Below are 25,552 nucleotides of genomic sequence, written 5' to 3' on the forward strand. Positions count from 1 at the left end.
GCGGGTCACTTTGATCCTGTATTTGGAGTGATACCTATGTCTGATCTTCCGATGGATCTTAGGATGAGCGAACGCAACCTTTCTTCATGTGTGTCGCCCCAGGTACCGATAGCACCAATGACCGGTATCAGGGTTTGCCCAAATTCGGTCAGGCTATATTCCACCTTAGGCGGCATGACCGGATAGATAACCCTGGAAACCAGTTCGTGCGCTTCCAGTTCCTTTAACTGCATGTTGAGCACCCGCCTGGAAGCATCAGGGATCTTGCGCTGCAACTCACTCGGGCGCTGATGACCTTCGTTAATGAACCAAAGTAAGCGCATCTTCCATTTACCATACAAGACTTCGCCGACGAGGTCGAGTCCGCAGTTTAAGTTAGGTAATGTCTTCTTTTCATACATATACAAATGTAACGCAATGGTCGGCTGCCGGCAATATGGGTGAAATTTATCCCTATCTGAATCGTAATTCCGTAATTGTGCATACCGCTCATACTACGGAGATTTGTACAAAACAAGAACTATATGGAACAGCAATTTAATTATGATAATGAATTAACCGGCAAGGTCGCCTTAGTGACCGGCGGCACGAAAGGTGCAGGTAAGGCGATCGCTGAGCGTCTATTTAAGGCTGGTGCGACCGTGATCATCACGGCGAGAAATATACCCGAAATTAAGAACGATGGCTTATACTTTATCGCCGCCGATCTGAGCCTTCCACAGGATACACGTAAAGTAACCGAAGAAGTGCTTCACAAATTTGAAAAGCTCGATATCCTGGTCAATAACCTGGGTTCTTCCGAAACTCCCGGCGGCGGCTTTGCCGTATTGTCGGATGACGACTGGGAGTCCACCATCCGCACGAACCTGCTGGCACCCGTCCGGTTGGATAAGGGATTCTTACCGCAGATGATCGAACGCGGTAACGGCGTGATCATTCACATTGCCTCTATCCAGGGTAAGTTACCCTTGTATGATTCCACTTTACCGTACGCCGCTGCCAAAGCTGGATTGATCAATTACAGCAAAAGTTTGTCTAACGAAGTTGCACCTAAAGGCGTACGCGTGTTGACTGTTTCTCCCGGATGGATAAAAACGACTGCAGCCATCAGGATGGTGGAACGGATCTCCAAAAGTTCGGGTTCAACCATCGAGGAAGCGGAGAAAAGCATCATGGACGCATTAGGCGGGATACCTGTTGGTCGGCCAGCTCAACCCGAAGAGGTCGCTGAACTTGTAGGATTTTTGGCTTCGCCACGCGCAGGATATCTTACAGGAACAGAGTTCGTGATTGATGGTGGAACGATTCCGACAGTTTAAATAACTTTATGGTATATTTTCCAATTAAATTGCTACCAATTATCTATAAATAGAATAGATGATTGGTAGTAACTATTGTAATGGAAGTAATTAGAATTTGAATTATTGAAATAAGCATAGTATAAAGATCCTGTTAATCCACAATAAGCAAAATCTAATTGAGCTACCTAAATAAGTTGACCGGCGAAAGATCCACCGAAATGTGCATATCATCTTTGTCCTTACTTCCCTTATAAACCAGATCTTCCGGTGGCAGGGTCAGCGTTTCTGCTTTGGTGGCGTTCCGGATGATGCCTTTCTCGAAGCCTCCGGGAGTATACATATTTAAAGCTTTGCAAGGCTCTTTACTGGTGATCTTGAAGTAATGCGTCATTTCTTTAAGAATCCTGGCAAAGGAACCTTTTACGAGTTTTGAGATATTTCCATCCAACCATAAAGTCAGTTCACCTTCAAGTATATAGAACATTTCGTCCATATCCGGATGATAATGAGGCGGCGGACCGGAGCCATAAGGCATCGTCTGCTCGATCATGCTAAATTTATGATCTGTTTCTTCTGCATGGGCTTTAATTACCTACATCGAACTAATTTTTAAAACGCCATTTTACGTAAATCTTCCAAGAAAATGTTCGAGATCTGTCCAGTATGGGCTTCAAGAACATTTCAAATAATTGTGATGTTACTAATCCGTTACTTGATACCTTATATCTTTTGACATCCGAAGCATAAATAATTTCTGGATGTGGAAGATAAATTTGATAAAAAAATAAGTTCAGGATTGTGCAGTGGACTTTTACCTGTTTCTGATTTTTTCCATATCTCTGCCTACTTTCACATCCAGAATTTTAGCATAGTGCTGAGTCGTCTTCAAACTTTTATGACCTAATAATTTACTGACAGTTTCCATTGGAATATCATTTGATAAGGTAACTGTCGTCGCAAATGTGTGACGTGCAATGTGATATGTTAGATCTTTCGTGATTCCGCATTGATCAGCAATTTCTTTTAGATAACTATTCATCTTTTGATTACTCAATACGGGTAATAGTTTGTTTTCCGCAAGACATTTTGGGTGTTCCCTGTATTTTTCAATAATTCTCTCAGCTGTTGGTAGCAAGGGGATGTGGGTAGGAGAGCCGGTCTTTTGCCTATTGGTGAAGATCCATCGCCTACCATCGACCCCGATTTCAATATTTGCTGGAGTTAAATTTTTTGTATCGGCATATGCAAGACCCGTGTAACAGCTGAATATGAAAATGTCTCGTACCTGTGCAGTTCTGACAATATCGATTTTTTTATTCATCAGATTATGTAACTCATGTTCAGTAAGTATTTCCCTGGTAACCTCGCGTCGGGCTAGTTTAAAGTCGCTGAACGGATCATCCTTTATGTCCCCTCGTTTTTTACATATCAGTACGATCTTCTTGAAATTACTTAAATATTTCATCGTTGTATTGTGATTGCAATTTTGCACAGCCTTTAAATAAAGTTCATAATCGTTTATGAATGCATAATTTAATTGTTTTACTTCGAAATCACGGGCGTTAAATTTGTATTCTAAAAAAGCGCTCGTATGTTCATAAGTGGTTTTATAACGATCCAGCGTTCTTTGTGTGAAGTCTTTGCCAATTAATAATTCTAACGCTTCATTATGCTCTTTAAATCGCTCCATGATCATTACTGGCTTATTTTCTGTTCCATGCCAGAGTGACTTGAATGTTTCCACGGTAATCTTTTTACCTGATTGAACTAATTCCTGATGGTAATCGTAAACTTTTGAACGAATAATGTCTAAATATTTATTGATACGGGCAGCATCGTCACCTTTTCCTTTCACGCGTCCTGCGACAGCCAGCCAATTTGAAGATTCCACGTACCGCTGCGTACTGACCTGAAATCTATTTCCATTAATAGTTACCCGAAGGTAAATCGGCATCAAATTCAGTTTAGTTACTTTGCCGGAACGAATGAAAAATAATATGCTCAGTTTTGTCTCCATTTTTTATTGATTTTAAAGGTACTTTAATCAAGTTTTTTTATCAAGATGTTCGTGATGTGTACATCTTGATAATCAATTAATTAAGGCCAATTCGGTGCACCGAAATTTTTTAAAATCAGGTGCACCGAATTTGAGACCTTAGAATCACTAAAAACTGAAAGAATAGGGAGGGTTTTAAATCAAAAAAGCCCGAATTCCTTAGAATTTCGGGCTTTTTGCAGTGACTGAACGTCATTCAGTACTCAGAGCGGGAATCGAACCCGCACTCCGTTTACGGGAACAGGATTTTAAGTCCTGCGTGTCTACCAGTTCCACCATCTGAGCAGGTGTCTAAACCTTTTAAAAATAAATCCCTTCATTTAACCGAAGGGATTTGAGCGAAAGACGAGATTCGAACTCGCGACCCCGACCTTGGCAAGGTCGTGCTCTACCAACTGAGCTACTTTCGCATTGGTGTTTCAAACTTTAAACGAGATGTTTGCTGTTTGTGGGTGCAAATATAGAGAGAAAACTATTCCCTGCAAGCAAAAAATGCAAATATTTGAAAGTTTTTCATAAGTCGCTGACTTTCAAAATGCCCGATATAGCGTCACTTTCAAAACCACGTGATAAAGCATATTGTTGTAGTTTATAACGACGTTTAAACTTGTCTTTTTCCTTTAACAGGGTAGCCTTTTTCTCTAAAATATGGGTAAGGGTGCTCAAATAATCGTCCTCATCAATACCCATCAGTGCCTTTTTTATCAATACATCGGGCACGCGTTTCAATTTCAGGCCCTGTTTTATCTTTATTTTGCCCCACTGTTTTTGGTTGAACTTACTGCGGGCATAAGTTTTGGCAAAACGCTCTTCGTTCAAAAAATTATCGGTGATCAGCTGGCTGATGATGTGCTCAATGGCATCGGTCCACAAGCCCCATTCATATAGTTTATCGCGTACTTCCTGCTGCGAGCGCTCCTGGTAAGCACAGTAACTTTCGGCTTTGGCAAGGGCCACTTTTTCGTCGGTAATTTTTATAGCGTTCGGGCGTTCCATTCAAACCAAAATTCGCTAAAATTCTTGTATGTACAGAAATATAACCAAATTCGTACCACTATGCACAAAAGCCGTTATACCTCCAGCCAGATAAAAGAAATAGTAAACGCTACAGGCGAAATAGTTAACGACAACAGCATCAATATACTGCTTACCGATAGCCGCCGAATCAGCAATCCATCAGGCGGATTATTCTTCGCGCTGAGCGGCAGGCGCAACGGGCACGAGTTTATTGCCGAGGCTTATAATGCCGGTGTACGCGACTTTATTTTGAAGCAGCAACCCGAGGGTTATTTCCCCGAAGCCAACCTGCTGGTGGTTGACGATGTACTGATGGCGCTGCAAAAACTGGCTGCATATCACCGTTCGCAATTCCATTTACCGGTAATTGGTATAACGGGCAGCAACGGTAAAACCATTGTAAAGGAATGGCTTTATCAATTACTTAGTGCCGATAAAACCATTGTACGCAACCCTAAAAGCTACAATTCGCAAATTGGCGTGCCGCTTTCGGTATGGCAAATAAACGACAGGAATGATTTGGGTATCTTCGAAGCCGGAGTATCTACCACAGGCGAAATGATCCGGCTGGAGGCTATTATTAAGCCCGAGATAGGGATACTTACCCACATAGGTTCCGCGCACGATGAAGGCTTTAATGATCGCGAGGAAAAGATCAGTGAAAAGCTGAAGCTATTCGCCAATTGCCGTTTACTCATCCACAATTACGAGCAGTTGCTGGATTACCAGGACGAGATAAAAACACCCGAACGCTTTATATGGAGCCGCTTTTTTAACCAGGCCGATCTGTATGTGTTCAGCGAAACCACTATCGAGAAGAATTATTACCTGCGGGCCATTTACAAGGGCGAGGAAATAGAATGCCTTATCCCGTTCAGGGATGAAGCTTCTATTGAGAATGCCATTGTTTGCTGGGCAACCATGCTGGCTATGGATTACAGCCCGGTAACAGCCGACGAGCGCATAGAACGGTTGGCCCCTGTGAGTATGCGTTTGGAGCTGAAGAATGGCATCAACGATTGCTCGGTGATTGATGATACGTACAACTCCGATATACAATCGTTAGAGATAGCCCTGAACTTTTTAAACCAGCAAAACCAGTATCAGAAAAAGACATTGATATTGAGTGATATTTACCAGTCGGGTTTACAGCAGGATGTATTGTACAGGCAGGTGGCCGACCTGGTAAAAGCCAGGCAGGTTGATAAGTTTATCGGGGTAGGGGAGGCGTTGGTGGCACATCAGCAATATTTCGATATTCCGGAAAAATATTTCTTTACCGATACCATTACTTTAATTAAACAGCTTAATAATTTAGGATTCAGACGTGAAACGATCTTACTTAAAGGATCGCGTAACTTTGAGTTTGAACGCATAAGCCGGGTGCTGGTACAAAAGGCGCACGAAACCGTGATGGAAATAAACCTGAACGCGCTGCTCAATAACCTCAATTTTTATCGCTCCAAACTAAAGCCGGGTGTAAAGGTAATGGCCATGGTAAAGGCGTTTTCGTATGGCAGCGGTACCTACGAGCTGGCCAATATGCTGCAATATAACAAAGTTGATTATCTGGCTGTTGCCTATGCCGACGAAGCAGTAGCACTGCGCCAGGCGGGAATAACACTGCCTTTGGTGGTGCTGAATACGGAGGTAAGCGCGTTTGAAAAACTAACGGAATTTAAACTGCAACCGGTATTGTACAGCTTCGGTTTATTTGAAGAATTTGTGAAGTACGTGCAGGACAGCAATATTTTTAACTACCCTATCCATTTAAAAATAGACACGGGCATGCACCGCCTCGGTTTTGAAGACTATGAGATTGAAACTCTGTGCGATATGCTGGAGGATAATCCTTACGTACGTATCCAGTCGGTATTTTCGCATCTTTCGGCCAGCGACGCGGTACAGCATGATGAGTTTACTCAAAAGCAAATCAATACTTTCGAAACTGCATTTAAACAAATAGAAGAGGTACTTGGCTACACGGTAATCAAGCATATTTGCAATACTTCGGGTATCATCAGGTGGCCGGGTGCCCAGTACGACATGGTGCGGGTAGGCATTGGTTTGTACGGAATTGATGCCGCTGTGCCGGCATCTGATGCCTCGCTGCAACCTATCGGGAGTTTAAAAACGAGTATCTCCCAAATCAAAAAAATAGCGGCCGGCGACACTATCGGCTACAACCGGAACGGCACTTTGAGCAAAGATGGCCGCATTGCCACAGTTCGTATAGGCTATGCAGATGGTTACTTGCGGGCGTTTGGCAATGGGGTAGGCACCATGCTGGTAAAGGGCGTGCTGGTGCCAACGGTAGGCAATGTATCAATGGATATGTGTATGATTGATGTGAGCGAAGTGCCCGATGTAAAAGAGGGCGACGAAGTGATCATATTTAACGAAAAACAAAGAATAGAAGAATTAGCCGCCCAAATAGGCACTATTCCTTACGAGATATTAACCAATGTTTCGCAACGGGTAAAAAGGGTGTACTTTTACGAATAGCGTTTCTAAATAATTTAGAAAACGGATCTTGCTACTTAGCTGAAGCTCCGTTTTTTATCATATCGGTATATTTGATTGCATAAGGCGTGCCGTTTACCTCCAACATATCGGGTCTGTGTTTTTTGGGATAGGTGAACATTAATACTCTTTTTACTTCTTCATTGGCATCCAATTTCAGGTTAGCCCGTGCCGGAATAACAACGGTGGTAGCCTGAAATATCTTTTCTACGCTATATTTTACATTGTAATCAGCATCAACCAAGTAAATATCTTTTAAATTTACTTCCTGCTCGGTTGCAAGGTTGTTTTTAAGTTTCATGGTAACTCTGAGCAGCGTAAGTTTATTAGATTTTGGCGCGTATGAACCTCCCCACGTTGATTGTGTAGGAGTAGCCATGATTTTGACAATTTCGATGTCGATGTCTTTCCTGTAAGATAATTTATTGTCAGATACTTGATAAGTAGTTGTACAGGCTGATAGTAAGAAAACTATCAGTAATAGTGATGCGGTTAGGTGTAATTTGAGCATGAAGTAAATATATTATTTAAATTAAGCAATTTTAAATAACAGGGTGTACATTGGGCAAATTTTAATTTATAAATAGTGAAGAAACTAATTTTTATTGCAATACCCCTTATGTTCTTATTTGCCTGCGGCGGCAATAGTAACGTAAAATATTCTTTTGCCCCTGATACCCTTACCAAGCAAAAGGCGTTGCTGTTAACCTTTGATTATATAAGGCGGGAAACGAGCCCTAAAGACTCCATTATATTCAATCAAGAACCGGAAAAAAGCGTAAACCAAATCAATGATTCAGTTTTTTATGTGGATAGCTATTTCGACCGGACTAATGAACTTAAAGAAAAGAAGCATGCGTCTTATACCTGCTATGTTATTCATCATACAGGTTATACAACTGTTGATTCGCTTAAAATAAAAGAGTAATAGGCTCATAGTGTTGCTAACTAATTCGAAGAACAAGTTCTAAAAACATCTGTGCTTTGAACTTAGTTTGATTTGAATAGCGACAAATCCAATCTCTCCTGTAAGAGCTATCTTTTACTTCTTCAATTAAATTTAAAAGAATGTACTTTTGCGGTTATTAAACAATTATCATGAAGAGGTTAGGACGGGCTTTACTTAATTACTTTGTTAAGGGAATGCTCATTGTGGTGCCGCTTGGCGCCGCCATTTTTTTAATGTTTTGGGCGGTTTCATCTATTGATAATGCGTTAAACCTGAGCGATATCCTGTGGACTGATAAGCACGGCAAGCCGGTTTATATTCCGGGTTTGGGTATTGTTAACGTTATCGTTATTATTATGCTGGCGGGTATTTTAGTAACCAACGTAATTACCGATCCTATAAAACGCTGGCTTAACCGCTGGGTAAACCGCCTGCCTATTTTCAAATTCCTGTATTCATCTATAAAAGATCTTACCGAAGCTTTCGTGGGCGAAGAAAAGAAGTTCAGCGAACCTGTTTTGGTAGAAGTAAATGAGTTCGGGCTGAAGAAAATTGGCTTCCTGGTAAAGAAAGACCTTAAATCACTTGATCTTCCTGGCGATGTAGCGGTATATTTTCCGTTATCTTATTCGTTTGCCGGGCAGGTGATCATTATAGCTGCCGATAAAGTTAAACCCATCAACAAAAGTGCCGCTGAAGTAATGAAATTCGTGGTGTCCGGCGGGGTGAGCGGGTTAGATTAATATATGCTGTAATTCAGCGCTTACTACGCTTTCTCTTTCCTGAAACTTCTGATGGCAAGTATGGCGCTGATCAGCATCAGTATTGACGCGACGTAATAAGGTGCGCCGGGTAAATGTACAGGCGCTTTAGGGCTGGTAAAGTAATAGAATATGTAGGTCATAAACCATGGCCCGAATATCGAACTTAAACTCATTAAGCTGGTAAGTCCGCCCTGTAGTTCGCCTTGCTCGTTGGCGGGTACCTCATTGGTCATTACGCCCTGCAATGCCGGGCCTGCTATACCGCCAAGGGCGTAAGGCACCAGGTAGGCAAACATCATCCAACCATGGTTAGCCGTACCGAACAAGAACATCCCTACCGCGTATAATAATAAACCAATCCAAATACTTTTTTCCTGTCCCAGTTTAGGTATAGCTATCCTTATCAGGCCGCCTTGCACCAAGGCCACCATCAGGCCCACAAACCCTAAGGAGTAACCAACTGTGGCCTCATTCCATTTAAATTTTTCCATGGTGTAAAACGTCCACACGCTTTGTACGGCATGCCCCGCAAAGTAAACGATGAACAAGCAAACCGCCAGGCCTATAACCGCCGGATACTTTTTCAGTTGTAACAAGCTGCCCAATGGGTTAGATCTTTTAAGATCAAGCGGGCGGCGATGTTCTTTGTCCAATGATTCGGGTAAAATAAAGAAGCCGTAAGCCGCATTCAGCAAAGCCAAAGCAGCCGCGGCATAAAACGGATAGTGCGTATCTATCTTACCCAAAATACCACCTATAACCGGGCCTATAATAAAACCCAAACCAAAGGCTACACCAATCATCCCGAAGTTTTGCGCGCGCTTTTCAGGCGGACTAACATCGGCAATATAGGCCGACGCCGTGGTGAAACTCGCTCCGGTAATACCTGCTATAATACGGCCCACAAACAGCCAGCCTATAGTTGGCGCGAAAGCCAGAAAAAGATAATCAATACCGAAGCCAAGCAGGGATAACAACAATACCGGCCTGCGACCGTATTTATCGCTCAAATTACCCACCAATGGCGAAAATAGAAACTGCATTACCGCGTAGGCCACCAGTAAAAGTCCTGATATTCTGGAAGCTTCGCTGATATTGCCATGTATGAGTTTCTCTATCAGTTTCGGAAAAACCGGAATAATGATTGCCAGGCCAATAACGTCAATTAATAATGTTACAAAAATAAAGCCTAAAGCGGCCTGGCGTTTCTGTTGTACAGGTTGATCCATAACCTGCAAAGTAATAAACTAAAAAGTAAAGTTTTTTGATAAAAATTATTTAATTTTTTCTAAGTTCACTAAAAAATTAGTTGACCTCATGAAAAGTTACAAACTCTTATCATTGATACCCTTGCTGGTAGCCGCGCAAAGCAGTTTCGCGCAAACAACCGATCATCTTAAATTATCAACCGCTACCCCTGCGGCTGGCCAAAAAGTAAGCTTTACGTATGATCCGGCGGGTACACCCGTAGCCGGCGAAAAGCCCGAAGCCTTAGTATATTTTCTGGATAATAAAACTTACCCGGTAGGCGATATCGACCTGAAAACCGAAGGTAACCTGTTAAAAGGTGAGTTTACTATACCTGCCGTAGCCAAAGCCTTCTTTATTAAAATAAGCAGCGGCGAAAAGGTAGATGATAACGGAGCCAAAGGTTATGTTTACCCGGTATATAAAGGCGCTAAGCCAGTTGAGGGCGCTTATGCTTCTGAAGCCTACCTGATACAATCGGGTATGGGTGGCTACTTTGCCAAGATCGGGGCGGATAATGATAAGGTTACTTCGTTATACAAGCAGGAGTTTGCATTATACCCTGCCAGCGAAAGAGAGTATCGCAACAACTATATGATGTTTTTGCTGAACGCCAAAGATGCGCCAACCAAAGCATTGGCCGAAGCAAAAATGGCCGAGCTTAAAAAGAGCACCAACGAAAAAGATTTGATGACCCAGGCCTTTTTATTTAGCAGGCAGCGTAAAACCGCACAGGCTGATTCGGTAAACGCCATAATAAAAGCTAAATACCCTAAAGGTGATTTTGTTAAGGGCGAATTAGGCATTGATTTCAATACAGAGAAAAACCTGGCTAAAAAAGATTCGTTGTACAAAGCCTACATCGCTCAATATCCTGAAAAAAAGGATGAGAAGAACAGCATTCAGGATAACTTCAGGGTGCAGCTGGCATCGGCAGCATTGAAGGCAGGTGATTATGAGGCTTACAAAAAATGGGCTTCACTGGTGAAAAACAAAGCATCGCTGGCAACGCCATTAAACAGCGCCGCCTGGGATTTGGCACTAAAAGGCGAAAAGCTTGAAATAGCGGCCGATCTGTCGAAACAATCTTTAGATATATTAAATGCCGAATATAACAGCGGCGAAGGTGCTATGTACGCGTCGCCAAAACAGGCTAAACTGAATAATCGCAGCTCTTATTATAACGATGCCGATACCTATGCCTTCATTTTATTTAAACAAGGCAAGTTTGCGGATGCTTTAAAATATCAGCAAGAGGTGTACGATAATAACAAAACTCCTGATGTGGAGATCACCGAGCATTATGTGCAAATATTAGGCGCTAACGGCCAAAATGATAAGGTACTTGATATCGCTTCGAAATCAATTACCAATGGTAAAAGCTCCGCGATATTAAAAGAAGAACTTAAAAAGGCTTACGCCAAGGTAAAAGGCGAAAAAGGCTACGAAGAATACCTTGCATCGTTAGAGAATGCATCTAAAGAAAAACTACGTGCCGACCTTGCCAAGCAAATGATCAATGAGCCTGCACCTAAATTCGCGCTGAAAGACCTTAGCGGGAAAACCGTTTCACTGGCCGATTTAAAAGGTAAAGTAGTAGTGGTTGATTTTTGGGCAACTTGGTGCGGTCCTTGTAAAGCTTCGTTCCCGGGCATGCAAATGGCGGTAACCAAGTTTAAGGAAGATGCCAACGTACAGTTCCTGTTTGTGGATACCTGGGAAAATGGCGATAACTTTTTACCGGGCGTAAAGAAATTCATCGATGATAATAAATACACATTTGAAGTATTGATAGATGATAAAACATCCGAAGGCAAACATGGTAAAGTGGTATCTGAATTTAAGGTAGAGGGTATCCCAACCAAATTCATCATTGATAAAAACGGAAACATCCGCTTTAAAGTGGTGGGTTTCTCAGGTTCATCAGAGGCTATTGTAGAAGAGGTGAGCAACATGATAGAGATGACCGGTAACCCCGAAGCGGTGAAGGCAGCACCTAAAGTGAGTATGAATTAAGCAAGCTAATCAATCATAAAAAAAGCGATAGTGAAAACTATCGCTTTTTTTATGAAATGCCCGAGGAGTACTAATTTATTACTGTGGCAAATACATCATCTTCTTTAACAAAACCGATATATCTTGAATCAGCGGCTTCGTGCCTGTTGTCACCCAATACGAAGAAACTTTTCTCGGGTACCTTTATTGGGCCAAAATTATCAGGGCTATAGCCAGCTTGTTTAAACGCCGGATATAAAGCACTTAGAGTATCTTTCATTAAAATGTACTTTTTAAGGTTGAGGTGATACGTTTTTAAATCATTCTCACTTAATATAATAGTGTTAGTACTATCATTAATAATATCGGTTTTATAATTGTTTTTTTCTATATAACCCAGTATGCTATTTAGCTGAGCAGTTGAAATTAAATACTCGTTCCATACAAAAGGTTCGTTTTGTTTTTTGCCATTAATGTAAACTACCGCGTCTTTTATTTCAACAATATCATTTGCTTTGGCAATACATCTAAAAACAGAAGATTCACCGCCAAGTTTAAAACAAATAAAACTACCCCTTTCAGGATCTTTCAATCGTGTTGCAAACATTTTACCTTGATAAGGCAGTGTTGGGTTATTCGCATATCCTTGCATGCTCAGAAAGGTGATCACATTAGTCATTCTTGCAACTACCCACGCCGTTATGATGAAAACAAATAAGCAGGCAAGTATTATTATAGGTTTTTTCATGCAATGATATTCTGGTCTTAAAAATTCGGCTTCAATACATACTTATCATAAAAACGGAAGATGTGTTCTACCGCTTCTTCGGCGGTATCAACTACGCGGTACAGGTTCAAATCATCCGGACTGATGTTCTTTTCCTGGTCGAGCATTTTTTGTTTTACCCAGTCGAAAAGGCCACCCCAGTAATCGGTACCTACAAAAACGATAGGGAAACGGGCAATTTTACCGGTTTGTATCAGGGTGATGGCCTCAAAAGATTCGTCCATGGTACCAAAACCACCCGGCAGTATGATAAAGCCCTGCGAGTATTTCATAAACATCACCTTGCGGATAAAGAAATAATCAAATTCCATCAGCTTATCCCTGTCGATATATTTATTATGGAATTGCTCAAAAGGTAACTCGATGTTTAACCCTACCGATTTGCCACCGGCTTCGTAAGCGCCTTTATTGGCGGCCTCCATAATACCCGGTCCGCCGCCCGATATTACACCATAGCCACGTTCTGTAAGCAGGCGGGCTATGTGTTCGGTGGTTTTATAGTAGTCATGGTCGTTATGCGTACGTGCCGAACCGAAGATGGATACACAAGGGCCTATTTTGGCCATTTTTTCAAAGCCGTCAACAAATTCGGCCATTATTTTGAAGATCTGCCAGGAGTCGGTCACTTTAATTTCCTGCCAGTTTTTATTTTCAAAGGCGAGTCTTATTTTTTCGTCATTAGTCATATCGTTCTTTCACAAAGTATTTTAAGTATAGTAAACTACAAAGCAGCTACCGTTGTTTTGGTTTTGGAGGTGAGGAATAGTCCGGCGAATGTAATTAAACCGTTTACAATAATAAGTTCGTTATCAAAAACATAACCGCCCAGCCAAGTGGCCGAGTGTGCTTTTAAAAAGTAGCATACCGCCGGCGATATTAAACAAATAAAAGGCACCAGTTTATCAGCTACCTGCCTGTTGCTCACAAACAGCCCGAAAGCATATAAGCCAAGCAGCGGACCGTAGGTATATGATGCCACCCGGAAAATTGCGCCAACCACAGCATCATTATTAATGGAGTTGAAGATGATAATGGTTAAAAACATGAGCCCCGAAAAGGCGATGTGTACATAGTGGCGCACATTAACCATCTTTTTGCTATTCACATCATCGCGTTTATTAAAGTTTAAAAAATCTACACAAAAAGAGGTGGTAAGCGCTGTTAAGGCCGAATCTGTAGTGGCGAAAGTGGCTGCGGTTAAACCCAGCATAAACACCATGGCGGGTAGTATGCCCAGGTATTTTAAGGCGATGGTGGGGTACAGGTAATCGGTTTTTTCAACGCTGATACCATTGCGGCTGGCGTAAATGTAGAGTAAGGCACCAACGCTTAAAAAGAAGATGTTGATGATCACGAAAATAGCCGTAAAGCTGAACATGTTCTTTTGTGCTTCGCCGATGGTTTTCATGCTCAGGTTCTTCTGCATCAGGTCCTGATCAAGCCCTGTCATGGCTACGGTGATGAACAATCCGCCTAAAAATTGCTTGCTGAAGTGGAAGGTGCTGGTTAAAAAGTTCTCGAAGAAGAACACCTTTGAATAGCTGCTGTTCTTGATGGCTTCTGCCGCCTCGAAAATATCGTAATTAAGGCTGCGGCAAATAAAGTAGATAGACAGGAAAACCGACGATACCAAAAACAACGTTTGCAGGCTATCGGTAATAATAATGGTTTTTAAGCCCCCCTTAAACGTGTACGACCATATCAGCAATAGACATATCAGCACCGTTGCGGCAAAGGGCACTCCATAACTATCGAAAATAAAACGCTGTAGCACGATCACCACGAGATAAAGCCTGAAGGATGAGCCAATTGTGCGGCTTATTAAAAATATACCTGCGGCAGTTTTATAGCTCCATTTGCCCAGTGCGCCTTCAATATAACTGTATATAGAGGTGAGGTGCATGCGGTAATAAAGCGGCAATAATACAGTCGCTATAATAATAAAGCCTACCGCGTTGCCCAATATGAATTGGAAATAGGCGAACTGATCGCCGTTTGGCGCGCCTACCTTACCGGGTACCGATATAAAGGTTACGCCGCTCAGGGCAGTGCCTATCATCCCGAAGGCTACCAAATACCATTTGGAGTTACGATTGGCTACAAAAAAAGTATCGTTATCCGACGATTTTTTCGAGGTGATCCACGAAATAACCATTAGCACTAAAAAATAACCAATTATAAAAGTAAGCAGTATACCGGGCGACATAGGGTTTTATTTAGTTTTTAAGTCCGGAAGTCCGAAAAGTCGGTAAGTCCGGAAGTGTTTTAGTTTTTTAAGTCCGGAAGACCGAAAGTCGGTAAGTCCGGAAGCATTTTAGCTCTTTCTCGAAAGTCGGAAAGTTTTTCTATAAATAACAATTTAATTTTCGGAGGAGTGCTAAAGGTCGTCACTTTTCAACTTCCAGAATTACGGTCTTTCCAACTATCATGTCTTTCGTCCTTTCTAACTTCCGGACTTGCCGACTTTCGGTCTTTCCGACTTCTAAGACTTTTCCGTAAATTCGCGCCATGAACTTTTCGTCGAAGTTGCTTGAAGATGCTGTTACCGAGTTTGCTAAATTACCGGGTGTGGGGCAAAAAACCGCTTTGCGGTTGGTGTTGCACCTGCTTAACCGCGATAAAGAGGAGGTTAACCAGTTTAGTAAGGCTATTACCAAACTTCGTAACGAAATTCAGTTTTGTAAAGTTTGCCATAACATAGCCGATCAGCCGGTGTGCGAGATATGTTCGTCGCCTCGGCGCGATAAAAGCCTGATATGCGTGGTTGAAGATACCCGAGACGTGATGGCTATTGAAAATACCAATCAATATAATGGTGTATACCATGTTTTGGGCGGGTTAATATCACCCATGGATGGGGTAGGGCCATCGGATCTGGAGGTGGATACACTGGTAGAACGCCTGGCGGGTAACGAAGTGAAAGAGATCATTTTTGCGCTGAGCGCCACTATGGAAGGTGATACCACCATCTTCTATCTCAATAAAAAGATAAAACATTTTGCAATAAGCATTTCAACAATAGCCCGTGGCATAGCCTTTGGTGGGGAATTAGAGTACGTGGATGAGATCACCCTTGGACGATCCATCGCTACACGTGTTCCGTATGAAAACTCGCTAACCCGGTAAGTATGAAGTTGTCTGTAATTGTGGTGAACCATAATGTATGTGCCTGGTTAAGGCAGTCAATCAGTTCTTTAATTAAAGCTTGTAATAGTTTTGATTGTGAATTAATTGTGGTTGACAATGGCTCAACAGACCGATCGGTAAGCATGCTGAAGGCAGAATTTACCGAAGTAAAGCTTATCGAGAACGATAAAAACATAGGTGTAGCAAAAGCATACAACCAGGCCATCAAAGTGTCTCATGGAGAGTACATCCTCATGATCAATCCGGACACGATTACCGGCAGCGATACGCTCGAAAAAATAATTAATTTTATGGATAGTCACCAGTATGCCGGTGGCGTAAGCGTACGCATGGTTAACCCGCAGGGACATTTCCTGGCATCATCAAAATATGGGTTTAACAGGGGCTGGGCTAAACTTTTTAAATTTACCGGCCTGGCCAAATATTTTCCGAAATCGCATATCGCCAACCGTAAATACGCCAACTGGGCCGAAGAGTTTGAAACTACCGAGGTTGATGTACTAAATGGCGCCTGCTTTTTATTGCGCCGCGAAGCGCTCAACACTACCGGTTTGCTCGACGAGCGTTTCTTTAAATACGGGTACGATATTGATATTTCTTTCCGCTTAAAAATGGAAGGTTTTAAAAATTACTACTTCCCCAAAACATATATCATCAACTTTAATGTGCATAAAGCGCATAAATTTAGCTGGAACTACGTCCGCCATTTTTATGGGGCGATGTTTATATTCGTAGCCAAATACTTGTTTGAGGTGCCAAAAATAAACCTTGGCGGCATTCCTCAAATGTACCAGGCACAATATGAAGTTGAAAGATAAGATCGTTGTAATTACAGGCGCGTCATCAGGCATAGGTAAAGCATTGGCAACAGAGTTTGCCGCAAGAGGCGCTAATCTTATATTAGGCGCACGCCGCTATGTCACCTTATGCCAAATCACCGAATCGCTCGAAAAACAATATCCTATACGTGCTTTAGCTGTTAGCTGCGACGTAGCTGTTGAAGAGGACTGCGCGCATTTAATTAAGCAGGCCATTACCACTTTTGGCCGGATTGATATATTGATCAATAACGCGGGCATAACTATGCGGGCTTTATTTAAGGATACCGATGTTAAAGTTTTAAAAACGTTAATGGATGTAAACTTTTGGGGTACAGTTTATTGTACTAAATATGCCCTGCCCGAAATGTTGAAAACCCGGGGTAGTATAGTAGGCGTATCCTCCATTGCAGGGTATAAAGGTTTACCGGGACGTTCAGGCTATTCGGCATCAAAGTTTGCTATGAATGGTTTTCTGGATGCGCTGCGGGTAGAGAACTTAAAAACCGGTGTTCATGTATTAACCGCCTCTCCGGGGTTTACGGCATCAAACATCCGTAACACCGCCTTAAACAAAAACGGGGAATCGCAAGGTGAAAGCACCCTCGATGAAGCTAACATGATGACCGCCGAAGAGGTAGCAAAAGCTATAGCCGACGCGGTTGAAAATAGGTCACGCACATTAATTTTGACAAGGCAGGGCAAACTCACCGTATTACTCAATAAAATATTACCGGCCTGGTTAGATGGAAAGGTGTATGATTTGTTCGCTAAAGAGCGTAATTCGTTATTGAAATAAAGGTGATTTGTTATTGCTTCATTCATCGCAATGGAGTGTTTGCCTCTCCAAAGGAGAGGGCTTTTTCATCGTCAGCAAACAGCTTCGGGTGAAAGCGGGCAGAACTGTGTTGGCTTGGAGCGCAAAGGCGGGCATAGTGAACTTGTTGCATGTGGGATGGATAGCGCGGCGGGGCAAAAGTTCCAGCCCAAAGTTCTGCACGCTTTGCAGGGTATGGCCTGTGCGGCAAAGAAGCCTTTTGCTGGACAAGGGTTTTGTTACTTTTGCCCTCAAAAGTAATGGGGCCCTGCGCCCAAGAGCAGACTAACGTTAATTACAGCAAAAGCACAACCTAATTAGAATTTGCTTACAAACTGACGCCCAACGCTTCTAACCACTTACCCCTTCATAAAACTCCCGATCTTACTTAAATCAAACACGATACGGCCGTCTTCATCACGATCAAATGATGGTACGAACTTGGCATCCCATACCATGTCGCAATGGCGGTAGGCTGTACGGGAGTGGATGGTTTGGGAAAAGGTGTCGTCAAATGCTTTCAGTAATACCGAAAAACTTGCTTGCTTTTCTTCCATTTCCGCAGGCGGCATATTGTACAGCGGACTATTCTCATCCAGAGGGTGTACTACCGTCCAGTTAATGGTGAGCAGGCTTACGGCTTTGCGTTCCAGTTCAAGTTGGAAGAAACGGCGGGTAGGTTTGCCGTTTACAAGTTCGTTATAAGAGAAGATCACTTCAATCTCCAGGTCGAGCAATACATTGCGCCTTAAGTTAGCCAGGCGGAACATCACGCCCTTGCCGCCATCACGATACGGGGCGATCAGGATATTATTACTGTAGATGATCTTGGCCGTTGGGCGCGAAAAACGACCGTAAAGCAAACCTGTTGCCAGTGCAAAGGCCAGCAAACCCATCATTGATTCAATGGCGGCTACGGTGTTTGCCGCAATTCCCTGCGGACTGATATGCCCGTAACCCACCGTTGATATGGTTTGTGCCGAAAAAAAGAAGGCATCCAAAAAGCGGTCGACCATGGTTGGGCCGCTATGCCCATCGAGCGAAGTGCTGCCCAATGCTACATATATGCAGGCGAAAATCAAATTGGTTACCAGGTAGCCGCTCAATACTATCGCCCAAAACTTGGCCCAGCTCATAGTAATAAGCGAATGATAGTTATCGGCCGTGTTGAAAAAGGGGATGCCGGTGCGTCTGATATTTACCGAACCATCCTTGTTTAACAGCGGCTGACTTTTAAGTACGGGCTGCGGGCCAAAGCCAAGATCGTCTTCGGGGTTTTCTTTGGAGATGTGGTCGGCCATGTGTGTTTTTTGCGGATTGCTGAAGCGTTTCTGTAAAATTATCATTCTGCTTGCTTTTCAGAAAAATATTTCCATATTTGTGCCATTCAAAAAATAATGAAAGTATTAAACAACAACTGGTGGTGGCTTAACGAGTAATCGTAAGGCAAAACCATGTTTGTTTTTTAAATAATATACAGAGGGGTTGCCATAAGGTAACCCTTTTTTTATGCCCTTTATCCTGGCAGGGCCATAACAGCAGGAAATTGATTAACAATAAATCTCCAAACGAGAGCGGTACTGATGAAAGCTATATTAAATCATTTATTTGAGCACAAAACCTTCACAAGGGAGCAGTCAAAACAAATACTTACCGACATAGCGCAGGGTGCGTACAACACCTCGCAAATGGCAGCGTTCATGACGGCCTATTGCATGCGCAGCATTACCGTTGCCGAGCTGGAAGGTTTCCGCGATGCCATGCTGGAACTTTGCCTGCCGGTTGACCTGCAAACCGATTCGCTGATAGATCTTTGCGGTACAGGTGGCGATGGTAAGGATACCTTTAATATATCAACCCTTGCATCCTTTGTGGTGGCCGGCGCGGGTTATAAGGTGGCTAAGCACGGCAATTACGGTGTGTCATCGGGCTGCGGTTCATCAAACGTGATAGAATACTTGGGTTACCAGTTCACCAGCGATATGGATAAGTTGAGGCAAAGTACCGATAAGGCTAATATTAGCTTTCTGCACGCGCCATTGTTTCACCCGGCTATGAAAACTGTAGCACCTATTCGCCGCGAACTGGGTGTGAAAACCTTCTTTAATATGCTGGGACCGCTGGTAAATCCGGCGAAGCCTAAAAACCAATTAGTAGGGGTGTTTAACCTCGAACTGGCAAGGGTGTATGCCTACTTGTACCAAAAATCAGATGCTAACTATACGATAGTAAACGCACTGGATGGCTATGATGAAGTTTCCCTTACCGGCGATTTTAAAACATTTTCGGCAGATGGCGAAAAGATCAACAAGATAGATGCTTTGGGTTTCGAGCGCTTGAACGCGAGCGAAATTACAGGCGGGCACACCGTTGCCGAATCGGCAGGGATATTTACAAGCGTGCTGAACTGCGAAGGCACATCGGCCCAAAACAATGTGGTGCTGTGTAACGCGGCGCTGGCCATCAAAACCATCAATCCCGAAAAAAGCTTTGCCGATAGCTTTTACGAGGCCGAAGAGTCGCTGCTATCGAAAAAAGCGCTGAACAGTTTCAAAATTTTAATTGCTAATTAAGGCCATGAAGATAAAAGTTTGCGGCATGCGTGAACCCGGTAATATTGAAGCGCTAACCACACTCGCGCCCGATTATATGGGTTTTATATGCTATGAACCTTCGCCACGCTATATTGATGTATTGTCGGTAGCGGTAACGCTGGCCATACCTGCTGCCATACAAAAAACAGGCGTTTTTGTAAATGAAACAGCAGAGGTAATAGCCAACCTGATTGCCAAATACGATTTTGCCGCCATACAATTACACGGTAACGAAAGCCCGGAGTTTTGCGCGCAGTTTAAAGGTAAAGTAACCGTATTGAAAGCTTTTGGTGTAGATGAGCAATTTGATTTTGAGCTATTGAAGCCTTATGTAAACCATGTCGACTTTTTTCTGTTCGATACTAAGACGGATAAACATGGCGGTTCGGGCAAAATTTTTAACTGGCGGGTGCTGAATAAGTACACGCTGAATGTGCCATTCTTTTTATCGGGCGGTATAAGCCTTGATAATTTAGGTGAGATAGCAAAAATAGAACACCCGCAATTGTATGGTGTTGATTTAAACAGCCGGTTTGAAATAGCTCCGGGAGTAAAGAATATTGAAGATTTAAGAACAGCTTTTAAAATAATTAAGGAACTTGGTACCCATGAATTACGGAGTTAACGAAGACGGATATTACGGTGATTTTGGCGGGGCTTATATCCCCGAGATGTTATACCCCAATATTGAAGCCCTGCGCAAGCAATATTTGCAGGTGTTGGAAGATGACAGCTTTAAAGACGAATACGATCAGCTATTGCGCGATTATGTAGGCAGGCCATCGCCGCTATACCTGGCCAAAAGATTTTCGGAGAAATATGGCGCCAACATATTTTTCAAACGTGAAGATTTGAACCACACCGGCTCGCACAAAATAAACAATGCCATAGGCCAAATTTTATTGGCCGAACGCCTGGGTAAAAAGCGGGTGATCGCCGAAACCGGTGCCGGTCAGCACGGTGTAGCAACTGCTACCGTATGTGCCTTGCGTGGTATTGAGTGTGTAGTCTACATGGGCGAAATTGATATGGAACGCCAGGCGCCAAACGTATCGCGTATGAAAATGCTGGGTGCCACGGTAATTCCGGCAAAATCGGGCAGCAAAACCTTGAAGGACGCCACTAACGAGGCTCTGCGCGATTGGATAGGTAACCCTGAAGATACCCACTATATTATAGGCTCGGTAGTTGGCCCATACCCTTACCCCGAAATGGTAGCCCGTTTTCAATCCATTATCTCCCTCGAAACCAAAAAGCAACTGCTGGAACAAACCGGTAAGGAATTGCCCGAGTATGTAATGGCCTGCGTTGGCGGCGGCAGCAATGCCATGGGGATGTTCTATCACTTTTTAGATGATGAATCGGTAGAGCTGGTAGCCGTTGAGGCAGCCGGTAAAGGTGTAAACAGTGGCCACTCGGCAGCTACTACCTTTTTAGGCCGCGAAGGGGTGCTGCATGGTACACGTACCATTCTGATGCAAACCGACGACGGACAGGTGATTGAACCTTATTCGGTTTCGGCAGGTTTGGATTATCCGGGTATTGGTCCGCAGCATGCGCACCTGTACAAAACCAGCCGGGCGCAATACGTAAGCATTACCGATGATGAATCGTTAGCGGCAGGTTTGTTATGCTCACAACTCGAAGGCATCATCCCGGCTATTGAAAGCGCGCATGCCATAGCCTACCTCGAAAAAATGACCTTTAAACCTACCGATAACGTGGTGATCTGCTTATCGGGCAGGGGAGATAAAGACTTAGATACATACATAAAGCACTTTGGATATTAATGAATCGTTTACAAAACCTTTTCGCGTCAAAAACTAATAACCTGTTATCCATTTATTACACGGCAGGTTATCCCGAACTGAATACTACCGTTGATATTGCTGAAGCGCTTGAAAAAGCCGGGGTTGATTTCCTTGAAATAGGTTTCCCGTATTCTGATCCGGTTGCCGACGGGCCAACCATTCAGCACAGCTCTGAACAGGCGCTTGAAAACGGCATGACGCTGAACATCCTTTTTGAGCAATTGAAAGAACTGCGCAAACGTGTAAGCATCCCCGTAATATTAATGGGTTATGTAAACCCCATTATACAATATGGTGTGGAGCGTTTTTGCAAGCAAGCCGCCGAAGTTGGGGTAGACGGCGTGATAGTACCCGATTTGCCTATGTACGAGTACGAAAAACTCTATTCATCTTACTTTACTGATAATAACCTGAGCAACGTGTTTTTGGTTACCCCGCAAACTGCCGAAGCGCGTATCCGTAAGATTGACGATTTAAGTAACAGCTTTATTTATCTCTTGTCGTCATCATCCATCACCGGCAGCAGCCTGCAAGTATCTACCGCTATTGAAGATTATTATAAGCGGGTAGAAGCCATGCAGTTGAAAAATCCTGCTATTATCGGCTTCGGTATTTCGGGCAACGCGGCCTTTGTAAAAGCTTGCGAACATGCCAACGGCGCTATTGTAGGCAGTGCTTTTGTTAAACATTTAGGCACCGAAAATTACCTCGAAAATATTCCCGCCTTTGTGAAATCCATACGGCCATAATATTTATTAACCAAAGATTGATATCGGTTTGCTTATTTAAATTATTAGGCAATCGATATCAAAATGGTTATAATGAACGGTCATCTGCATGCAGAACAAGTTGCTTTTTCCCTTCTTTTAGTATAGTTTTATTTCACATTAGGGTGCCGTATGCATCTGCCGTTTGAAATCAATTAACATCCTATATTATCACTATTAACTAAATTAAAATTAACGGGTAAGGCACTATGTGTACTGCTTACGTATATCTAAGCACGATATGATATCAATTCTGCAAAGAAAGCTGAATGACATTTCTATATCAAGAAAACTATATTTCACAATAGCGATCATGGCGGTGCTGATCACGCTCGAATTGTGTACCCTATGGTTTGCTATTACTACGCTGTCTTCTGTCCGCTCGTATGTAAATGGTGAGGGCCTGTGGTCTAAATCGCAGAAGGACGCTGTGCTGAGGCTGCGTATTTATGCCTATTCGCACAAGGAAGAAGATTATACCGCGTTTAAAGATTTTTTGAATGTGCCGCTTGGCGATAGTAAAGCCCGTAAAGAGTTGCTTAAACAAGAGCCCGATATGGCCATCACCCGCCAGGGTTTTATAGAAGGGCGTAATCACCCGGACGATATTGACGGCATGATCAGGCTTATCAGGAATTTTCACGATGTATCTTATCTCGAAAAAGCATTCACCGCCTGGTCTAAAGCCGAAGCCATGATGTCGCAACTGATCCCCATTGGTGAAAAAATGCATAGCATGATATTGGCAGGCGCCCCGCAAGCGCAAATTGATGTGCAGTTGCAAAAACTGGCATCAATGAACAACGAGGTGACCAAACTGGAGGATGTATTCTCCTACACGCTTGGTGAAGGTGCCCGCTGGCTCGAGGGTATTGTGTTGAAGCTGCTGCTTACACTCTCGTTAACTATTGGTACTACCAGCATCATTATAACGGTATCGGTAAGTAATGGTATTGAGCGGGGTATAAAGGCTATTATTGACGGGGCCAGGCTGATAGGGCAGGGTATTTTAGATACCCGTGTTAAGGTGTACTCAAGTGACGAGATCGGTCAGCTGGCTACTTCGTTCAACTCCATGACCGATAAGCTTGAAAAAAACATTCACGACCTTAAAGTGGTAGAGGAAAACCTGACCCGTGAGAAGGAAAAAGCCGAGGCATCTGAAAAGGTAAAGCAGCTGTTCCTGGCTAATATGAGCCACGAGATCCGCACGCCGCTGAATGCGATACTTGGTTTCGCGCGTTTACTGGATGAATCAAAGCTGAATAAAGAACAGCACGAATTTATCCGGACGATCATCCGTTCGGGCGATAATTTGCTGGTGATATTGAACGATATCCTCGATTTTTCGCGTATTGAAGCAGGTAAGATCATTTTTGAAAGCCTGCCGTTTAAACTGAAGGATATACTGAGTTCGGCCTATAATATTATGCAGCCGAAGGCGCTTGAAAAACACATCAACCTCACTTACCAAACCGGCAGCGATGTACCTGCCGTATTAATTGGCGATGCCGTGCGCCTGAACCAGATATTGCTTAACCTGATATCAAATGCTATAAAATTCACCGATAACGGGGATGTAAGCATCTCCGTAGTATGTGCCGAAGAAACAGCCGATGACATAGTGGTTGAGTTTGTAGTGAAGGATACCGGCATAGGTATACCGCTGGATAAGCAGGATAAGATATTTGAGGTGTTTGAACAGGCCATAAACAGTAGCGTTCGTAAGTTTGGCGGTACAGGCCTGGGTCTAAGTATAGTTAAGCAGTTGGTTGAAATGCAGGGCGGTACCATATTCCTGAACAGCCATCCCGGCGCGGGTTCGGCATTTCATTTCAGGTTATCATTTAAAAAAGCTAAAAAGAAAGATCCCTTTGCGCCGGCAGAAACAGCGGTTGTTGAACGCCAGGATATTTTTAACAGGATAGGTAAGGGGAAAAAGGTGCTGGTAGTTGAGGATAACAAGATTAACCAGTTATTGGTGGTAAAGGTGCTTAAAAAACAGGAATTTGAAATTGACATTGCCGACAACGGTAAAATTGCCGTTGAAAAATTAGAAGCAGGCCATTACGATATTGTACTGATGGATTTGCAAATGCCCGAGATGGACGGTTATGAGGCTACTGTATACATCCGCAATATGGCATCGGCCAAAAAGAATATACCCATTATAGCCATGACGGCGCACACCATAAAAGGGGAATACGAGCGTTGCCTGGAAATAGGCATGAGCGATTATGTATCAAAGCCATTTAGCACAACAGAACTATACAGCAAAATAAAACAGCAGTTAGAAAAATACGAAGCCGTTAAACAGGATAGTTAAAGATACAGTTCCAGGTCGCCTTTACCTTCACGTATCACTTCGAAGTCGCCGGATGTACAATCAATTACGGTTGAAGCCACGTTGCCGCCATATCCTCCGTCAATCACTATATCCACCTTGTCTTCATACTTCTCGTAGATCAGTTCCGGGTCGGTAGAGTATTCGATGATCTCGTCTTCATCCTTAATGGAGGTTGACAGGATAGGGTTACCTAAAACACGTACAATTTCTCGCGCAATATCATTATCGGGCACACGGATACCTACTGTTTTTTTGTTGGAGCTTAATAGCTTGGGCACCATGTGGCTGGCGTTAAAAATAAAGGTGAACGGTCCAGGCAAAGCCTTTTTCAACACCCTAAAAGTGGTGTTATCGATAGGCTTTATATAGTCGGATATATGGCTGAGATCGTAACAGATGAACGAGAAATTCGCCTTTTCGGGTTTGATGTTACGAATGCGGCAAATAGCCTCGATAGCGCGATGGTTGGTAATATCGCAACCCAAACCATAAACGGTATCGGTAGGGTAAATGATGAGGCCGCCTTTACGCAGTACTTCCACCACCTGTTCAATTGCTTTAGGGTTAGGATTTTCGGGGTATATTTTTATTAACATAATAGTATAGCAAAT

At 43.1% G+C, this 25,552-nt stretch carries 24 protein-coding genes and 2 tRNA genes; 13 read left to right on the forward strand and 13 right to left on the reverse strand.

The features are described 5' to 3' along the window. Positions 1-5: 5 nt before the first annotated feature. Positions 6-401, reverse strand: coding sequence for a winged helix-turn-helix transcriptional regulator (locus tag AC07NA_RS21760; protein WP_494899737.1), 396 nt, complete (start codon positions 399-401; stop codon positions 6-8). A 123-nt stretch (positions 402-524) separates the two neighbouring features. Here AC07NA_RS21760 and AC07NA_RS21765 point away from each other — a divergent pair, with 123 nt between their 5' ends. Then, the gene (locus AC07NA_RS21765) at positions 525-1,319 is read left to right on the forward strand and encodes an SDR family oxidoreductase (RefSeq protein WP_494899739.1); all 795 of its coding nucleotides are present in this window, start codon (positions 525-527) and stop codon (positions 1,317-1,319) included. A 163-nt stretch (positions 1,320-1,482) separates the two neighbouring features. Here AC07NA_RS21765 and AC07NA_RS21770 read toward each other — a convergent pair whose 3' ends face one another. The 5 genes from AC07NA_RS21770 to AC07NA_RS21790 form a co-directional block, all read right to left on the reverse strand. Further along, positions 1,483-1,851 (reverse strand): cupin domain-containing protein, encoded by a 369-nt coding sequence (locus tag AC07NA_RS21770; protein ID WP_494899741.1) that lies wholly within the window; start codon positions 1,849-1,851, stop codon positions 1,483-1,485. A gap of 261 nt (positions 1,852-2,112) precedes the next feature. Next, positions 2,113-3,318 carry a site-specific integrase gene (locus AC07NA_RS21775; protein ID WP_494899743.1) on the reverse strand — a complete coding sequence of 402 codons (1,206 nt, stop codon included), beginning with the start codon at positions 3,316-3,318 and terminating at the stop codon, positions 2,113-2,115. Between the two features lie 239 nt (positions 3,319-3,557). Further along, positions 3,558-3,642, reverse strand: a tRNA-Leu gene (locus AC07NA_RS21780). Positions 3,643-3,694: 52 nt separating this feature from the next. Next, positions 3,695-3,767: transfer RNA gene (locus tag AC07NA_RS21785), tRNA-Gly, on the reverse strand. Positions 3,768-3,870: 103 nt separating this feature from the next. Further along, positions 3,871-4,353: a regulatory protein RecX gene (locus AC07NA_RS21790; protein WP_494899744.1), complete on the reverse strand. Its 483-nt coding sequence runs from the start codon at positions 4,351-4,353 to the stop codon at positions 3,871-3,873. Between the two features lie 60 nt (positions 4,354-4,413). On the opposite strand from AC07NA_RS21790, the gene AC07NA_RS21795 reads away from it, so the two are divergent. Beyond that, positions 4,414-6,879 carry a bifunctional UDP-N-acetylmuramoyl-tripeptide:D-alanyl-D-alanine ligase/alanine racemase gene (locus tag AC07NA_RS21795; protein ID WP_494899746.1) on the forward strand — a complete coding sequence of 822 codons (2,466 nt, stop codon included), beginning with the start codon at positions 4,414-4,416 and terminating at the stop codon, positions 6,877-6,879. Between the two features lie 31 nt (positions 6,880-6,910). Here the strand turns inward: AC07NA_RS21795 and AC07NA_RS21800 are convergent, their stop codons facing one another. Next, positions 6,911-7,276, reverse strand: coding sequence for a hypothetical protein (locus tag AC07NA_RS21800; protein ID WP_494899748.1), 366 nt, complete (start codon positions 7,274-7,276; stop codon positions 6,911-6,913). Positions 7,277-7,483: 207 nt separating this feature from the next. Here AC07NA_RS21800 and AC07NA_RS21805 point away from each other — a divergent pair, with 207 nt between their 5' ends. Further along, positions 7,484-7,825 carry a hypothetical protein gene (locus tag AC07NA_RS21805; RefSeq protein WP_494899750.1) on the forward strand — a complete coding sequence of 114 codons (342 nt, stop codon included), beginning with the start codon at positions 7,484-7,486 and terminating at the stop codon, positions 7,823-7,825. Between the two features lie 170 nt (positions 7,826-7,995). Continuing rightward, positions 7,996-8,589, forward strand: coding sequence for a DUF502 domain-containing protein (locus tag AC07NA_RS21810; protein ID WP_345209910.1), 594 nt, complete (start codon positions 7,996-7,998; stop codon positions 8,587-8,589). Positions 8,590-8,612: 23 nt separating this feature from the next. Here the strand turns inward: AC07NA_RS21810 and AC07NA_RS21815 are convergent, their stop codons facing one another. After that, on the reverse strand, positions 8,613-9,839 hold the full coding sequence (locus AC07NA_RS21815; protein ID WP_345209909.1) for a TCR/Tet family MFS transporter: 1,227 nt from the start codon (positions 9,837-9,839) through the stop codon (positions 8,613-8,615). Between the two features lie 88 nt (positions 9,840-9,927). On the opposite strand from AC07NA_RS21815, the gene AC07NA_RS21820 reads away from it, so the two are divergent. Beyond that, entirely contained in the window at positions 9,928-11,874 is a 1,947-nt protein-coding gene (locus AC07NA_RS21820; protein ID WP_494899753.1) for a TlpA family protein disulfide reductase, read from the forward strand. 70 nt (positions 11,875-11,944) lie between these two features. Here AC07NA_RS21820 and lepB read toward each other — a convergent pair whose 3' ends face one another. From lepB to AC07NA_RS21835, 3 genes are read right to left on the reverse strand one after another with little or no spacing between them, the layout of a single operon-like run. Further along, on the reverse strand, positions 11,945-12,601 hold the full coding sequence (gene lepB / locus AC07NA_RS21825; protein ID WP_494899755.1) for a signal peptidase I: 657 nt from the start codon (positions 12,599-12,601) through the stop codon (positions 11,945-11,947). A 17-nt stretch (positions 12,602-12,618) separates the two neighbouring features. Continuing rightward, positions 12,619-13,326 (reverse strand): LOG family protein, encoded by a 708-nt coding sequence (locus AC07NA_RS21830; RefSeq protein ID WP_345209906.1) that lies wholly within the window; start codon positions 13,324-13,326, stop codon positions 12,619-12,621. A 35-nt stretch (positions 13,327-13,361) separates the two neighbouring features. Continuing rightward, positions 13,362-14,846, reverse strand: coding sequence for a sodium:solute symporter (locus AC07NA_RS21835; RefSeq protein ID WP_494899757.1), 1,485 nt, complete (start codon positions 14,844-14,846; stop codon positions 13,362-13,364). Between the two features lie 302 nt (positions 14,847-15,148). Between AC07NA_RS21835 and recR the strand changes: the two genes are divergently transcribed. Genes recR through AC07NA_RS21850 form a run of 3 tightly spaced genes read left to right on the forward strand, consistent with a single transcriptional unit; the run spans position 15,149 to position 17,404 of the window. Further along, the gene (gene recR, locus AC07NA_RS21840; protein ID WP_494899759.1) at positions 15,149-15,766 is read left to right on the forward strand and encodes a recombination mediator RecR; all 618 of its coding nucleotides are present in this window, start codon (positions 15,149-15,151) and stop codon (positions 15,764-15,766) included. A 2-nt stretch (positions 15,767-15,768) separates the two neighbouring features. Further along, on the forward strand, positions 15,769-16,605 hold the full coding sequence (locus AC07NA_RS21845) for a glycosyltransferase family 2 protein (RefSeq protein WP_494899761.1): 837 nt from the start codon (positions 15,769-15,771) through the stop codon (positions 16,603-16,605). Continuing rightward, positions 16,589-17,404, forward strand: a complete 816-nt coding sequence (locus AC07NA_RS21850; protein WP_494899763.1) for an SDR family oxidoreductase — start codon at positions 16,589-16,591, stop codon at positions 17,402-17,404. Before AC07NA_RS21845 ends, AC07NA_RS21850 begins: the two co-directional genes overlap by 17 nt. Before the next feature lie 377 nt (positions 17,405-17,781). Here the strand turns inward: AC07NA_RS21850 and AC07NA_RS21855 are convergent, their stop codons facing one another. After that, positions 17,782-18,768 carry an ion channel gene (locus AC07NA_RS21855; RefSeq protein WP_494899764.1) on the reverse strand — a complete coding sequence of 329 codons (987 nt, stop codon included), beginning with the start codon at positions 18,766-18,768 and terminating at the stop codon, positions 17,782-17,784. A 237-nt stretch (positions 18,769-19,005) separates the two neighbouring features. Here AC07NA_RS21855 and trpD point away from each other — a divergent pair, with 237 nt between their 5' ends. The 5 genes from trpD to AC07NA_RS21880 all read left to right on the forward strand — a co-directional run bounded on the left by trpD (position 19,006) and on the right by AC07NA_RS21880 (position 24,920). Further along, entirely contained in the window at positions 19,006-19,995 is a 990-nt protein-coding gene (trpD, locus tag AC07NA_RS21860) for an anthranilate phosphoribosyltransferase (protein ID WP_494899765.1), read from the forward strand. Between the two features lie 4 nt (positions 19,996-19,999). Continuing rightward, a complete protein-coding gene (locus tag AC07NA_RS21865) occupies positions 20,000-20,641 on the forward strand; it encodes a phosphoribosylanthranilate isomerase (RefSeq protein WP_494899766.1) in 642 nt (213 codons plus the stop codon). Further along, a complete protein-coding gene (gene trpB, locus AC07NA_RS21870) occupies positions 20,625-21,806 on the forward strand; it encodes a tryptophan synthase subunit beta (RefSeq protein WP_494899767.1) in 1,182 nt (393 codons plus the stop codon). Before AC07NA_RS21865 ends, trpB begins: the two co-directional genes overlap by 17 nt. Beyond that, positions 21,806-22,576, forward strand: a complete 771-nt coding sequence (trpA, locus tag AC07NA_RS21875) for a tryptophan synthase subunit alpha (RefSeq protein ID WP_494899769.1) — start codon at positions 21,806-21,808, stop codon at positions 22,574-22,576. Before trpB ends, trpA begins: the two co-directional genes overlap by 1 nt. A gap of 331 nt (positions 22,577-22,907) precedes the next feature. Beyond that, on the forward strand, positions 22,908-24,920 hold the full coding sequence (locus AC07NA_RS21880) for an ATP-binding protein (RefSeq protein ID WP_494899770.1): 2,013 nt from the start codon (positions 22,908-22,910) through the stop codon (positions 24,918-24,920). Here AC07NA_RS21880 and AC07NA_RS21885 read toward each other — a convergent pair. Further along, positions 24,917-25,537 carry an L-threonylcarbamoyladenylate synthase gene (locus AC07NA_RS21885; RefSeq protein WP_345209895.1) on the reverse strand — a complete coding sequence of 207 codons (621 nt, stop codon included), beginning with the start codon at positions 25,535-25,537 and terminating at the stop codon, positions 24,917-24,919. The genes AC07NA_RS21880 and AC07NA_RS21885 overlap by 4 nt on opposite strands. Positions 25,538-25,552: the final 15 nt, after the last annotated feature.

It is taken from the genome of Mucilaginibacter sp. GW821-FHT07G05, assembly GCF_059418565.1.

Coding starts and splice junctions, on each gene's coding strand:
- lepB (WP_494899755.1), bottom strand. CDS start 12,601: ATGAAAAAACCTATAATAATACTTGCCTGCTTATTTGTTTTCATCATA.
- AC07NA_RS21820 (WP_494899753.1), top strand. CDS start 9,928: ATGAAAAGTTACAAACTCTTATCATTGATACCCTTGCTGGTAGCCGCG.
- trpD (WP_494899765.1), top strand. CDS start 19,006: ATGAAAGCTATATTAAATCATTTATTTGAGCACAAAACCTTCACAAGG.
- trpA (WP_494899769.1), top strand. CDS start 21,806: ATGAATCGTTTACAAAACCTTTTCGCGTCAAAAACTAATAACCTGTTA.
- AC07NA_RS21790 (WP_494899744.1), bottom strand. CDS start 4,353: ATGGAACGCCCGAACGCTATAAAAATTACCGACGAAAAAGTGGCCCTT.
- AC07NA_RS21885 (WP_345209895.1), bottom strand. CDS start 25,537: ATGTTAATAAAAATATACCCCGAAAATCCTAACCCTAAAGCAATTGAA.
- recR (WP_494899759.1), top strand. CDS start 15,149: ATGAACTTTTCGTCGAAGTTGCTTGAAGATGCTGTTACCGAGTTTGCT.
- AC07NA_RS21865 (WP_494899766.1), top strand. CDS start 20,000: ATGAAGATAAAAGTTTGCGGCATGCGTGAACCCGGTAATATTGAAGCG.
- AC07NA_RS21845 (WP_494899761.1), top strand. CDS start 15,769: ATGAAGTTGTCTGTAATTGTGGTGAACCATAATGTATGTGCCTGGTTA.
- trpB (WP_494899767.1), top strand. CDS start 20,625: ATGAATTACGGAGTTAACGAAGACGGATATTACGGTGATTTTGGCGGG.
- AC07NA_RS21850 (WP_494899763.1), top strand. CDS start 16,589: ATGAAGTTGAAAGATAAGATCGTTGTAATTACAGGCGCGTCATCAGGC.
- AC07NA_RS21835 (WP_494899757.1), bottom strand. CDS start 14,846: ATGTCGCCCGGTATACTGCTTACTTTTATAATTGGTTATTTTTTAGTG.
- AC07NA_RS21765 (WP_494899739.1), top strand. CDS start 525: ATGGAACAGCAATTTAATTATGATAATGAATTAACCGGCAAGGTCGCC.
- AC07NA_RS21800 (WP_494899748.1), bottom strand. CDS start 7,276: ATGGCTACTCCTACACAATCAACGTGGGGAGGTTCATACGCGCCAAAA.
- AC07NA_RS21775 (WP_494899743.1), bottom strand. CDS start 3,318: ATGGAGACAAAACTGAGCATATTATTTTTCATTCGTTCCGGCAAAGTA.
- AC07NA_RS21815 (WP_345209909.1), bottom strand. CDS start 9,839: ATGGATCAACCTGTACAACAGAAACGCCAGGCCGCTTTAGGCTTTATT.
- AC07NA_RS21760 (WP_494899737.1), bottom strand. CDS start 401: ATGTATGAAAAGAAGACATTACCTAACTTAAACTGCGGACTCGACCTC.
- AC07NA_RS21795 (WP_494899746.1), top strand. CDS start 4,414: ATGCACAAAAGCCGTTATACCTCCAGCCAGATAAAAGAAATAGTAAAC.
- AC07NA_RS21810 (WP_345209910.1), top strand. CDS start 7,996: ATGAAGAGGTTAGGACGGGCTTTACTTAATTACTTTGTTAAGGGAATG.
- AC07NA_RS21770 (WP_494899741.1), bottom strand. CDS start 1,851: ATGATCGAGCAGACGATGCCTTATGGCTCCGGTCCGCCGCCTCATTAT.
- AC07NA_RS21855 (WP_494899764.1), bottom strand. CDS start 18,768: ATGATAATTTTACAGAAACGCTTCAGCAATCCGCAAAAAACACACATG.
- AC07NA_RS21880 (WP_494899770.1), top strand. CDS start 22,908: ATGGCGGTGCTGATCACGCTCGAATTGTGTACCCTATGGTTTGCTATT.
- AC07NA_RS21830 (WP_345209906.1), bottom strand. CDS start 13,326: ATGACTAATGACGAAAAAATAAGACTCGCCTTTGAAAATAAAAACTGG.